Annotated in this window: 7 protein-coding genes, 1 tRNA gene and 1 pseudogene; 5 read left to right on the forward strand and 4 right to left on the reverse strand. The window is 61.1% G+C overall.

The genetic code is table 11. The features are described from left to right. The first annotated feature begins 227 nt into the window (after window positions 1–227). Together ACQ86A_RS15545 and ACQ86A_RS15550 are read left to right on the forward strand one after the other, a co-directional pair. Window positions 228–3,029: a UvrD-helicase domain-containing protein gene (locus ACQ86A_RS15545; protein ID WP_431277872.1), complete on the forward strand. Its 2,802-nt coding sequence runs from the start codon at window positions 228–230 to the stop codon at window positions 3,027–3,029. Between the two features lie 258 nt (window positions 3,030–3,287). Further along, a complete protein-coding gene (locus ACQ86A_RS15550; RefSeq protein WP_431277873.1) occupies window positions 3,288–4,379 on the forward strand; it encodes a tyrosine-type recombinase/integrase in 1,092 nt (363 codons plus the stop codon). 461 nt (window positions 4,380–4,840) lie between these two features. Here ACQ86A_RS15550 and ACQ86A_RS15555 read toward each other — a convergent pair whose 3' ends face one another. The 3 genes from ACQ86A_RS15555 to ACQ86A_RS15565 all read right to left on the reverse strand — a co-directional run bounded on the left by ACQ86A_RS15555 (window position 4,841) and on the right by ACQ86A_RS15565 (window position 7,878). Continuing rightward, window positions 4,841–5,509: an HNH endonuclease gene (locus ACQ86A_RS15555; RefSeq protein ID WP_431277874.1), complete on the reverse strand. Its 669-nt coding sequence runs from the start codon at window positions 5,507–5,509 to the stop codon at window positions 4,841–4,843. Between the two features lie 677 nt (window positions 5,510–6,186). After that, entirely contained in the window at window positions 6,187–6,927 is a 741-nt protein-coding gene (locus tag ACQ86A_RS15560; RefSeq protein WP_431277875.1) for a nucleotide-binding protein, read from the reverse strand. Window positions 6,928–7,266: 339 nt separating this feature from the next. Beyond that, a complete protein-coding gene (locus ACQ86A_RS15565; protein WP_431277876.1) occupies window positions 7,267–7,878 on the reverse strand; it encodes a potassium channel family protein in 612 nt (203 codons plus the stop codon). 221 nt (window positions 7,879–8,099) lie between these two features. On the opposite strand from ACQ86A_RS15565, the gene ACQ86A_RS15570 reads away from it, so the two are divergent. After that, window positions 8,100–8,178 (forward strand) — tRNA-Met (locus ACQ86A_RS15570). Between the two features lie 212 nt (window positions 8,179–8,390). On the opposite strand, the pseudogene ACQ86A_RS15575 reads toward ACQ86A_RS15570, so the two are convergent. Next, a pseudogene (locus tag ACQ86A_RS15575) lies at window positions 8,391–8,723 on the reverse strand (hypothetical protein); the annotation flags it as partial. On the opposite strand from ACQ86A_RS15575, the gene ACQ86A_RS15580 reads away from it, so the two are divergent. Together ACQ86A_RS15580 and ACQ86A_RS15585 are read left to right on the forward strand one after the other, a co-directional pair. Next, a complete protein-coding gene (locus ACQ86A_RS15580; protein WP_431277877.1) occupies window positions 8,622–9,113 on the forward strand; it encodes a hypothetical protein in 492 nt (163 codons plus the stop codon). The pseudogene ACQ86A_RS15575 and the gene ACQ86A_RS15580 overlap by 102 nt on opposite strands. An 857-nt stretch (window positions 9,114–9,970) precedes the next feature. Then, complete coding sequence (locus ACQ86A_RS15585) at window positions 9,971–12,835, forward strand: hypothetical protein (protein WP_431277878.1); 2,865 nt, start codon at window positions 9,971–9,973, stop codon at window positions 12,833–12,835. The last annotated feature ends 281 nt before the right edge of the window (window positions 12,836–13,116 follow it).

Consider the following 13,116-nt stretch of genomic DNA (forward strand, 5'->3'; position numbering starts at 1 on the left):
TATCGACCGCATTCGGTGCTCACTTAGTCCCACTTCGGGCGCCACGACCGCCCGGCAAGGGGCTATTCAGTAGACGCCGCGCGTGCGCGCTTGAGCTCGCGAAAGGCAATGCTCCGAATCGGTCGGAGGCTCCGTACCACCAATTGGGGCAAGTAATGCATGCAACACATGTGACACCATCGGCTGGTGTCACTCAGCAAGCGCGAACGCTTCCCCAGCCGAGCACTGTGATCTGGGGCCCGTCGCGGCTGGGACAGCGCATCACAAAATGCCGCAGCTGGCGACTAACAATCCTTGACGATTCCCTCGCATTTTCGATCGACGATGACGTCGCGGAGATCTCGATCGCCGGCATCACCGATGTCACCAGCACCCCCGGATTCGCGTGGTCTACCGTCGAAATCGCGCATCCGGATCGGCGCATCCGACTGCGCGGCATCCCCAAGCGACGTGCCCGTTCCTTGACGAAACAGCTCCGAGACGCGCGGGCTCTCGTCGCACATCAGCTGCACGTCGCGGCTCTCACCGCTCAGTTCGAGGCAACTCTCCAGGCTCTACAACAATGGAAAACCGCCCTCGGCGATGCAATGTCGGAAGCGTTGGAGAAAGACGGCTGGCTGACGAGAGAATTCCACGCCGAGTGGTCTGCGCGAAAACAATCACTGGGTATGGACCAGCTCCTTGCGGATCCGACCCTTAGTAGCGAGATCCTTCGGCCCGAACACAGTTGGCCGCTTCAGCCTTGGTTCGAAGATCTCGGCGACCTGATCGCCGGAGCAAACGAAGTCCACCTCGACGCGCAGCGCAAAATCCATCACGAATTCTTTCAGACGGTTGAAAAAAGTCCGTTGACGGACGAGCAGACGCGGGCGGTAATCACCCACGACAACCGAGTACTCGTGGTCGCGTCTGCCGGGTCCGGAAAGACCTCCACGATGGTCGCCAAGGCCGGGTATGCGATCAAGCGCCAGCTCGTCGACCCTGACAAGATCCTGCTTCTCGCATTCAATGCATCAGCCGCCGCTGAACTGCAGGAGCGCGTCAACGCACGACTAACCCCACAAGGACTCGACCCGAGCGAAGTTGTCGCGCGCACCTTCCACGCTTTCGCTCTCACCGTGATCGGACACGCCACAGGCAGAAAGCCCACCGCTGCGCAATGGCTGAGCAACGGGGAGGACATTCGTCAGCTCAGTCGCATTGTCGACAAGCTTCGCCGCACAGACCACAGCTTCCGCACCAGCTGGGACTTCTTTCAGTCCGTCCTGGCCCGCGACTATGTCAAGTCGAACACAAGCCACAAACAGGACATCGAAGATGGCCCAAATCTGCGCACCGCCAAAGGTGAGCTGGTGAAAAGTGTTGGCGAGCGGATCATCGCCGATTGGCTCTACTTCAATGGTGTCGACTACATCTACGAGCGCCGCTACCCGATTGCCACTGCCGACGCGGATCACCGCCAATACCAACCAGACTTCTACTACCCCCAAATCGACGCCTTCCACGAACACTGGGCGCTCAATTCCGATGGAACATCCGACTTTCCCGGGTACATCGAGGGCATAGATTGGAAACGTGGCCTCCATCGGTCGAACGGCACAATTCTCCTTGAAACGACAATGGCGCAGCTATGGGCCGGCGAGGCACTCCCCGCTCTGGCAAAGGATCTGACAGAGCGCGGGATCACGCTCGATCCCAACCCGCAGCGATTTGTCACCAACAAGACACCCGTCGAGAACGAGCAGCTGCTCCGCACGTTCCGGTCCTTCCTCTCTCACGCGAAGAGCAATCGGCTGAGTGACGAACACCTCGAGGCGCGCCTTCTTGGTGATGGTGACGACGCGGTACGGTTTCGCGACCGAGCATTTCTTCGTCTGTTCACTGCCATTCGCCGCGAATGGGAGGCTGCACTTCGAGCAGCGAGCGCAGTCGACTTCGAAGACATGCTGAACCTCGCAGTCGACCACCTCGAGGCCGGTGACTGGATGAGCCCTTTCGAACTGGTGATGGTCGACGAGTTTCAGGATGCGAGCCTCGCCAGAGTACGAATGGCGAAGGCCCTCGTGAACCAACCGGGCCGTCACTTGCTTGCGGTCGGTGACGATTGGCAGTCGATCAACAGATTCGCTGGCGCCGACTTATCCGCGATGACTAGGTTCGAGGACCATTACGGACCGAGCCAGATCCTGAAGCTCGAGCGGACCTTCCGCTTCCCCCAGTCGATAGCTGATGTCTCAAGCATGTTCGTGCTGCAGAACTCCGACCAGTTGCCGAAAAGCGTTCGATCCACGACTCAAGAAGTTGCGGAATCCGTTCGGATCATGACACTCGACGGTGCGAACCGCACAACCGCAGAGACCGCAGAGCGCGCTGCCATTCGCTACTTCCTCAAGACACTGCACGACGACCTTCGGGCAGGCACGGTGCCACGTCCCTCTGGCAGGAAGATCCGCGTTTACGTTCTCGGGCGATACCAGTACCAGAAGCAACTTCTGCCAGACTGGCGCGATCTGAGCGAGCAGATGGACGTTCGATTCATGACCGTTCACGCCTCCAAAGGCGGCGAAGCCGACTACGTCGTTATCCCCGATCTCATTTCGGGGACCTGGGGCTTCCCGAGCACAATCCAAGATGACCCGGTTCTGAGACTCGCGATGCCAGCCCCGGAAGCCTTCCCCTACGCCGAAGAACGACGCCTGTTTTACGTCGCGATGACGCGCGCCCGGCGGCAGGCGCTTTTACTCACGATAACCGGCCGCGAGTCGCGTTTTGTGCTCGAGCTCATCCGTGACAGTGGCATCGCACGCACGAACGCGATAGGCGAACCACTCGAGACAACCGTCTGCCCCGAATGCGGTCGCGGAATCATGACCCGTCGCAACAGCAAACGCGGGGAATTTCTCGGCTGCTCCAGGTACCCATGGTGCAAAACGACGGCACCTCTTCCCGAGCTCCAGGTCGCGACTCGATCTCAACGTGGGTCATGGGTCGAGACGGGCGTCGGTTCGAGACGAACCTCGAGACGCTAAACGGCCTCGGCGACCACACCATATCAGTGAGGTACATCACTCCGGACACGGCGCCTGAAGTCTGACGCTCGAAAGCGAAGACTCTCGGATCACGACTGCGCGTGCACTTGAACGAGTCTTGACAGCGATCCTGATGAGGCCGCTACGAGGTTTCGACGGCTCTGCCCCTTCTGTCCAGGCCGGTGCGGCATTTGCGCGCTGAAACTGTCAGAGGTCGGGAATGTACTAGTAGGGGCAGTGCCGCGAATCGAGGACCATATGGGAAGCATCGACGCGTACGAGTCGGCCAAAGGTCGCCGCTACCGCGTACGCTGGCGAGACCCTGAACGTCAGCAACGCGAAAAGCGCGGCTTTCGCACCAAACGCGAAGCGGAGCAGTACGCGGCAACGGTCGAAGTCGCAATGATGCGAGGAACCTACTTCGAAGCGTCGCAGTCGCGGGTCACTGTCGGCGAGCTGGCGACCGAGTGGCTTGCCAACAAGGAACAGGCGCTCAAGCCGTCGAGCTTCTCTCCAATTCGAATCGCGTGGCGGGTCTACGTCGAGCCACGCTGGTCGGGAACTGCAATCGGTGCGATTCGCCCATCAGCAGTCGAGAAATGGATTCGCGAGGTTAGCCAAGGCAAGGCGGTCACCGTTCGAAGCCGACCCGGTAACGCCGGCAAACCACGATCAGCCGGAGTCGTCCTGCGAGCGGTCGGCATCCTCGCCGGAATTCTCGATGTGGCGGTCAGAGACGGACGAATCCCTGCCAATCCCGCCCGCGGTGCGAGCAACCTGCCGCGAAAGCTCGGCAAAAAACGACGCCGCTATCTCACCAACGAGGAAGTCTTCCGCTTTGCTCGATGCGCGCCAGACGAGATGCGAAGTGTCCTCATACTCACCCTCGCGTACACGGGCATCCGCTGGGGCGAGGCCGTGGCCTTGACCGTCAACGACATCGATCTCGAGCGGTCTCGGCTCGCCATCCATCAAACAGCTACCGAGGTAGACGGCTACATCCACGTAGGGCCTCCCAAGAGCTGGGAGGCGAGATCTGTACCCTTCCCCGCGTTTCTCGCTCCTCGGCTGGAATCCCTCATCACCGGCAAGAACCGCAGCGACCTTCTGTTTCCCGCCCGCGCGGGCGGCTACCTCGCACGACCGGACACCGCTTGGAACCGACAATCGTGGTGGCTAACAGCTCTACGCGACGCCGAAATAGAACACCTCACGCCTCACGACCTTAGAACACACAGCTGCCAGCCTCGCGGTGAGCGCTGGCGCCAACGTAAAAGCGCTGCAGCGGATGCTCGGCCACAAGTCCGCAGCGATGACACTCGATACCTACGCGGACCTCTTCGAAGATGACCTCGGCTCAGTGGCCGAGCGACTGAACGAGCGCGTGCTCTCGCAAAGCAGCGGCAACTTGTGGACAAACTGAGCCTTTTCGGACAACGTGTCGGACACGACCGATAGAACCGACAGCGTGTTGCCGGGTCGCGCACGAAAGCTTGAACGGCTCTCGCTGATCCGAGGCTAACCCCCGCGATGCGGCCGGCGAGCGGCACCTACGACGATCGCGAAGTCCAAAAGCTCAGGATCACTCCGAATCGGGTCTCCCCCTGAACTCCCCACATGACCATTCAGCACCCGCCGAGGTTCAGATCCGCCAGAGGAAAGCCTCCGCCTTGGTTCGACCCGCTATCGCGCTAGCCGCGCGAGATCGTCCACCCATTCATCAATCGTTGCGGAAATGTTCGAGAACGACGCATGCGACGATGAGGGGCGAGCCCCGCCGGTCCGTCGACGAATCGAACGAAGATCGACCGTTACACCAGAATTAGTCTCGCGTGGCCGGCGAAGTCGGCCGCAGTGCGCTCGTTATGCGCCGTGCATACCCTGTTCGCCAGTTGGTCAACGGCCGAAGCAAGGGCCGGAGTGTCCGCTACGCGTCCTGCCTGCACAAGTCCGGCCTCGTCAACGACGATGTAGCCAAGCTCAAAAAGGTCATCACAGCCGAGGCTGCAGGCCAGCATCGCGATCGACGCGAAGTCCTTCCTGTGCTCGTCGCCCGAGAGTGCACGAGGGACGATGTGCGCAGCGACCAGCAGCGCGGCCGGAAACTCTCGGCCACAGATGTCGCAGCCTGAATGCGCCCGACCGCCAAGAAGATACGCGCGTAGCCGAGCCTGCTCGCGGCGCCGGCGACCGATCGTCGCCGCGTCGGTCTCGCCGAAATCCCAGATTTCGTCGAGTTGTTCGCCAGGCGGTTCAGCCGGCGTCTCGACGGCAATTCCAAGGCGGTCGAGCAGACGTTTCCCAGCCTCGTCGGAGATGACACTGATGTACCTCTGCTGCGGAATGCCGTCCTTGTCCAGAGGGCCCGGGCTGCCTACGCCGATCAGGTCTGGAAGTTCGCGCCAGTCGAGAGAGAGTCCCGTCAGGATTGGCTCAAGACGAACGATCCATCCAGCGTCGGGATCGCCATCTTTGCCCACGTGCCCGCTTGGCCGCGGGGCAGGTACCCACTCGGTAACCACCCGGCTCAGCGCCCGAACGCTTCCACTTGCATAGTTGAAGACCAGGTCGCCTACCCGGAGCTGTTTGATGAGGGTCCGACTCTCGAGCGCCCTGCCGTCTCGTAGCGGGCAGGTCCACAATGTGCCCTGCCCGATCGCGGCGTATGTCTGACTTTGACTCGCCCACCAGAACTTCACACAGCTCTCCAATTGTCATCGCGACTGCTTCGTATCGCCAGCGTATCGACTCGCGTTTGATCAGCGGGCGATCAAGTTCCTACGCGCCCCAGGCGCGTAGAGCGAACTTGACCAAGAATGAGATCCTCCGTGTGACTAGGCACGGCTCGTGCCTGCCCGTCGACGGCCCGCTTCACCACATCATTTGCCCGGCACCTTGGCCGCCTAGGTCCGCTTAGCCAACGACACGACCTGTAACATTCAGAGGTCACAACTGCACGCCGGGATGTTGGTCGAGTCCAACAGACGGGCCAGGCGCCTTCTGGCGGCCCAAGGTTGAATCCGCGGGACGCACTCGTCACGCGAGCGGTGAGCAGCCAGTGGCCGATGCGCGGCGACCCTTACGGGGCTCTCAGTGAGACTGAGTTGGAGCGTTGTCCGCCCCGTGAAACCGCAATGGGAGAACGGGGCGGACCGGCTCATACCGGGATCGGCGATTCCGATACCGGACGACGAACGCTCCGGCTCACCCGAAGTCCGTTCGCTCGCAATTTTGACGTGAATTCACGAAGGTCGCCCCGCGATTGTGACGGCTCACCTGGCGTGAAGGCGAACGTCCGACCCTTCGGGCTGCGAAGCCGGAGGACCGTGGCCGTGTTCGACTTCACGGTCCAGCCTTGAGCCTCAGCGTCCGAGCAGATCCGCAAGATCTCCTCAGCCAAAGCCTGCCGGTGGCCGACGGGGCTGCTTGACGCCGTCACCGCCGAAGAATGATCTCGCGGGCCGCGTGCATCGACATGCGCCATGATCCCGATCGTCGCGTCGTTGACCGCCGCCCGCTGGTTTCCATCCGCGCGCTCTCGGTATGGCAAGTAGGTGAGGCCCTGAAGATCGGATGGGAGCTCCAGGTTCGGCGATGCCGACATCAGGTAGGTCCGCTCCAATCCCAGGGCGCCGATGAACAAACCGAGCTCGAAGTAAACGTTGTCTCGTGCCGCTGCCCTCTGGATTCCGCGCGATTCGACGATGTCGTCCGCGGTCGCAATCAACACAGCGAAGTCTGCCTCGGTGGCGGCCTTGGCAAGTCGCGGGATCGTGTATGAGGAAGCTTCGAAGATGCCCTGATCCCACCGAATCACGCTGCAGCGACCAGTGTGCTCGAGGTCGGCTTGCAAATTGCGAGCGATGTCCAGACCCTCGGTCGAGGATCCGATGAACACGGAGGGAAGCCTTGGACCGCCCGATTTACTCATGGCCTCCATAGTAGATCGAAGCGCCTTAACGGATCAGCCGATCGCCAGGCGGCGCAAGTTGTCCCCATAAGCGGGCCCTAGTCTCCCTGTCACCGGTCCGTCTCGGCACGGGTCGCGATCCCGCGAAGGTATCCCTTGAGAACGAGTATCGATGGGGCAGCCCATCTGAGCAACGTTGACTGCTGACCGGCTATCTCGGGGTTGCGCCGTCTTGGACCGAGGGGGTCATGTTCTCTTCAATGAGTTTCCGAAGCGACGCGATCTCTGTCGTGAGCGCGTCTATGTGTGCGGCCGTGATCGCTTCGGTCACAGTCTCCTTCTGCCCGACACGTTCGACGATCCACGAAGCGAGTGTTGCGGTGACACACCGATGAGAGCGATGCCGCCGATCATGACTCCGACAGCCACAAACTGGCCAGCGGGTGTGACGGGGAAGTAGTCGCCGTAGCCGACGGTAGTGATGGTGACGAATGCCCACCAGAGAGCATCGCCGAGAGTCTGAATGGACCCGCCGGCCCCGCGTTCAGCATCGAGGACTGCGAGGCCCGCGACATAGACAAGCAGAGTGGATGCGCCGGCCGCATAGATGATGACCCGTCCTCGGAAGGCGGCGCCCGCGGTTCGGTTCAGGATGGCCAGCAGCGTCACGAGTCGGAGCAGCCGCAGTGGCCGCAGCATCGGCAAGACAACGATAGCGAGATCGAGCAGGTGTGTGTAGAACCATCGCCAGCGCGGTTTCGCAAGCACAAGGTTGATGACGTAGTCGATCAGGAACACCAGCCACGTCGCCGCGATTACCACCTCGGCGAATTTCCCGTCGGGCTCGCTGATCACCTCATACGAGTAGGCCACGAGAAAGACAGCCGCTGCAATCGCGAGGGGCCATTCGGTGAGCTTCCGCCAACCTGCCTGAGTCATTCCGTGAGCGTATACGCACACGAACGGCGTTGGCGTAACCGGCGGAACAGTCGGACCGTACCCGCTGGCGCGAATCGCCCGATCGGGGATCCTCAAACGGTCACTTGCGCAGCGGCCTGATGCCGTGAAAGTCTCGAAGAAATTCCACCCCGCGTGCGGGGCATGGAGTGCCGCCTACAGGGCTCAGGGACTACACCCCTCCGATGGGCACCAGTGGATGCGTGGCTGAGTGGCCGAAGGCAGCCGGTTCATACCCGGTAGACGGTGTAAGTCGTCCGGGGGTTCGAATCCCCCGCCTGGCCCTCACCGCTCCTGAACCATCGATTACAAGCCCAGCAGCGTAAGGACCGTTTGTCGATCGTCCCGAGCTCTAAAGCACGGATCCGGATCTGGTCGGCGGGGCGGGTCGCCTCATAGATCAATCTTCGTACGTGAGGCGCAGCGTCTTCAGCTCCTAGATGGGCCGCGGTGAAGCAAATACCGCGGTCATAACTAACGAAGGTCACTGCGCGGGCGAACGGTTGCAGTTCCAGCGCGTATGACACGATCTCGTTGTCGGCTATGGGCAATGGTTTGTGGTGAAGCGGCCGTACCTGCAAATAGGCGTAGATCGGGTGCCTGCCCGAGCCGATCTCGGCGCGTTGCCCGGTGGACGGGAAGTACTCGTCGAGTTTCTTCAGAGCGGCGCGTGCGTGGCTGCCCAGGACTTCGGCTGTTCCGTGCATCCTTTGACTGGATGACTTGTGTCCGTCGAGCTCGTCGATGCTGACCGCGGCGATCGCCAGGCCGACGGCTCCTTCCTCCTCATCGGTGGCGGTGGCCCAGCCTTCAGCGAGTTCGCCCAATTGGTCTGGGTGCTCCTCGATCACGTTGGTATCGATGACGAGAGCGTGGACGCCCGGATCCGCGAGGCTTCGGAAGTGCGGCGTATACGACCACAGTCGGATTGTTCGTTCGATCTCACGCGTCTCTCGTTCGAACATGGAAACCCGATCGGCGATCTCGGCATCGATCTGTGGGCTCAACGACGGGCCAAAGTCCACCGGCGTGCCACCATGGAGTGCCCAGAATGTTCGCGTGTGGATGAGTTGCGCGATTCCGTCGTTATCCTAGGCATTCCGCAGTACCCGTTCCTGTGCGATCGCCCAGTTCAGGTAGGCGTTGAGTTTGTCCACGAGAATGTGCTCGGACGTGACCCTGGTGGACGAATTCTTCGCCTCTGCCAACGCAGATAAGGCGGCGTCCGTCGTCGAACCCGGTTTCAGATTGATCATCGTTTCGTCTCCTCCACGTGAGCGTACTCAATCGGGGGTCGACCAAAGCCGAGCACCGGCTCGAATCGGTCGGAAGATTGCGGCGAACGCGCTCCGGTCAGTTCAATTCTGTCCGCCCGCAGGTGGCCCAGGTTCTCATCCGTCGCGACCTACCGGTGCGCTTCGGAGACACTTCGTGGCTCGCCCTTCTCGCGTTTCATCGGGCACTACCCGCCTGAATGGGGGCTGCTCCAGCCCCTCGGCTTAGCAATACGATGAGTTCGATCTGCAGGGGGGTCAGATGAACCGACGCGTCGCATTGTCGATTGTGGGTATGTCCGTTGCCATCTGCCTAAGCGGCTGTATGAGCCCCCACCTTGATATCCCGACTAGCGCACTGGACCTGCCCAGGTGCGACCAGGTATCGACGCCGGTCGCGGTGACGATGCTGGACGTAGACGCTCCCGTTGAGTGTGATCTCGAAGGAACCTCCATTCTGTTTCCCGACGGCTATTCGATGCCCGCTCCGCCCGGGGGCACCTCAACCTCATCCTCTGGCGGCGGTCACGATGACACGCACACATTGTTCAACTTCGGCACCTTCGGGCTGATTGCAGCACAGACCTCCCCGGGATCAAAGCACACGCGTTGGTGGGGCACCTCGGAGGGCTTGCGGCGGTACTGGGCCGCGTTCGGGAAGGTCGACACGACGCTCAACGGGGATAACAAGTAGCCCCAAATGAGTGTCAGCATTAGTGCCGACTGTGTGAGACCTTTGCGTTAGCTATTGTCAGCCAGCAGGAACGCCGAGTGTTCTATGCAAAAGTTCGGGGGAACAATTGAAGCAATACGCGCGAGCTGTCGCTCTTGGGATCACGATCAGCTTGGCGGCAGCCTTGCTCTCGACGGGCCAGGCACAAGCTGACGAACCAACCGATGTGCCCATCGTGATCGACATGACTGACCTGAGCTCGTTCCACGACGCCAATGACGACTCCATCACGGTGTCATCCGACACCACGACCGGCGCCCAGCGGACCATCACAGGGTCGGAGGCGTCTGGAGACCCGGTCGTGATCGTGGTCTACCTGAACTCACCAGAATCCGAGAACCCATCGCGGGACTCACTGAACACGCTCACGACGGAGCGCGGAGGCGAGCCGAACGTGCCACCGCCGGCCGAGGATAACCCGCAAGAAGCCGACACATCCGGATTCGTTCCTCAGACCGTCATCGCTACTACAGCGAGCACAATAAGTGTTGGATGGACGGGGCCGTCGAGTGCGACCCGCTTCACGCTCTCGATAAACGGGTCATCGTTGCCACCGTCGTCAACGCCGAGCTTCACCGTCACCGGATTGGTCCCAGACCAGGCGTATCAATTGGCGATGGAATCAACATACGACCAGGACCCCGCAAGCAGTCCGGAGACGCCGCCTGTCTCAGATCAGTGCCCAGAGCCGCAGAGCGTCGTAACCACGAACTTGAACTCTTGGGACCTAAGCGGCAGCGGTTCAGGAGGTGTATCGCTTCTAGGCCAAAACGGCCTGCAGGTGATGACAGTTGGGAACACCACCACTGACGGCGGAGCGAGCGGGAAGCGCGCCGTGTCGGTGCCCATGGCCGAGCTCGGGACCCCCTCGATCGAATGGGACGGCGCTTCGCCCGTACCGGCCTTCGATCTCACGGTCGACTTCAATGGTGACGGCGAGCCCGACGGTGTATTGACCCAGAGCGCGGGAAGCCACGTTTGGGCCCTCAACAGCGAAGCCGCGCAGTTCGTCAAGGACACTGCCCCCATTCAGCCGACCGCCCCCGACACAGACTTCAGCGCCGAACTCTCTGCCTGGCAGGGCGCATTTCTCGATGGGGAGGTTACCGCTATCGGATTTGATCAGAGGAATGACGCACCCACACAGGGCGTCTTAGTCGGCATGACCCTTGGCTGCACCACATACTCATTCCGAAGCACCGACATCGAGCCGGCGCCGGCGACAGTGAGCGCTCAATCCAGCTATGTATCAGTGCACACACTGAAGCCTGGTGTGCCAGTCTCGCCGCGCTCGGATAGCCGCCAATTGAATGCGGCGGCGACTCTGGCAACGGCGGACCCCGGGCTTCACTCGAGCGAAATCGCGTATCGAACGTTCATCCCGTACGAAACGTTGAATGACTCGCCAAGCTCTTCCGATCGTCTCATCGAGCAAGGGTGCATCCGACTCAATGCCGCGCTGAACCCGACCAAGTTTCCGCACCCCGAGGACTACACATTCGTCGGTGACAATCGGGGCTTTCAACAGCCCGACCGGGATCCGAACGTTCACAACTATCGGACGTCAATGGACTTCGCCTGGGATTGGGATCAGGGCCAGGTCCTCACCCAAGCCAAGTCAGTTGGACAGACAACCATCGTCCGCCGGGATGACCGAAGTGAAATTGATCACCACTTCGCCTCAACCGCGACCATGACCTTCGACAATCTGGTCCACTCGCCCGACTACGCCGCAGTCACCCTGGACCACGTTGCAAATGACCCGTTCTGCCCGCATCTTTTTGCGCTCGGGGCGATCAGCTACCAGGTACGGGTTTCCATGTACCGCTCTGGCCTGACTTCTATTTGGGGTGACCGGTTCACGATGCCCTCCCACGAAGCGTGGGTGCGCTGGAATTCGTCCGCCACATGGAGCAACGCGTTCGAAGGCAGCGCCACAACCTTGGCCTGTCTGATTGGCGGCGCCATAGCCCGCGGAACCCATCACTTCAACAACTGCCGCGCCAACGTTGTAGCAGACATCAGCCGCACAACGGACAAGTGGGTCTCGTACAACGGTCAGCTTGGAGCGACGCAGTCCGGACGCGTCTGGGGATCAGGAAACGCAGCCCTCTTCTCCCCCCACGCCGACGGGTCGATGTACTGCACGGTTTCCGCGCTTGTAAGTGCGCCACCACTGCCCTCACAAGTCAAACCCCTTACAGTGCAAGTCGAGGAGGACTCCGCCATCGTGCTTGCGTCGGACCACCATATCTACACATGGGGCAGCATCCAGCAAGGCGGACTTGGTAGGACGTGGGACTGGGAGAACGACCCGAACAGTTACCTCATTCCAACCAGCGTCGACAACAACGAGTACAAATTCGTAGACCAGTCAAGAGACACTGCGTTCGCGGTCACCACCAGCGGCGATATCTACACATGGGGAACGCGGTTCTACGACACGTGGACCAGCGAAGTTCCCGACCCACGCGTCTACGAGACGCCAACGCCCTCGCTCCTCGGGGCGGACATTGACAAGGTCAAGGCCGGCGACTTTACAGCGGTCGCGCTTGATACCTCCGGGCATCTGTACGTCTACGGGGTCACCGCGGACGGCTTCACCACTGATTGGGCGCCGCTGCCCGTGCCCGGAGTGACTTTCCAGGACATCAGCATCGGCGCAAACTCCTACTACGCGATCGACAGCACGCATCGCCTCTGGGCGTGGGGGCAGCCGGCCATCCAAACCGACGCGAGCGACCCCGACAACCCCTACGCACCGATATCCACCCCTTCTCTCGTGACCACCGGAGCTACCTTCGCAAAAGTCTCGAGAACTGAAGCCGTAGATACTGAGGGAAAGCGATACTCGTGGCCTACCGGGAATTGGTACACCAACATAAGCATCGACTCCTTGGCAGTAGCGCCAATCACTCCCCCGTTACCTTGAACGATCAGGGGATCGACGAGGACGGCGAACTTTGGTTGCTCGAGACGTCGGGGGACACGCAATCTTGGGTCAACTACGGTCGTCCACCGAGTAGAGACGATCCACAGGCCGCGTTCTCTTGCGCATACCCATCGTGAGTCCGAGACCCGACCCACCGCGGATGCCCGGGCAATGCTCGACGTGAGAGACGAGGAATGAGGGTGCGCCGTCACGATCAAGACCGTCATCCTTCCATTCTTCCGGACCGCCTCTTGTGTGCCTAAGCGACGTCCGGTAGCCGA

Source organism: Leifsonia poae (genome assembly GCF_050632195.1).
Lineage (GTDB): Bacteria > Actinomycetota > Actinomycetes > Actinomycetales > Microbacteriaceae > Leifsonia > Leifsonia poae_C.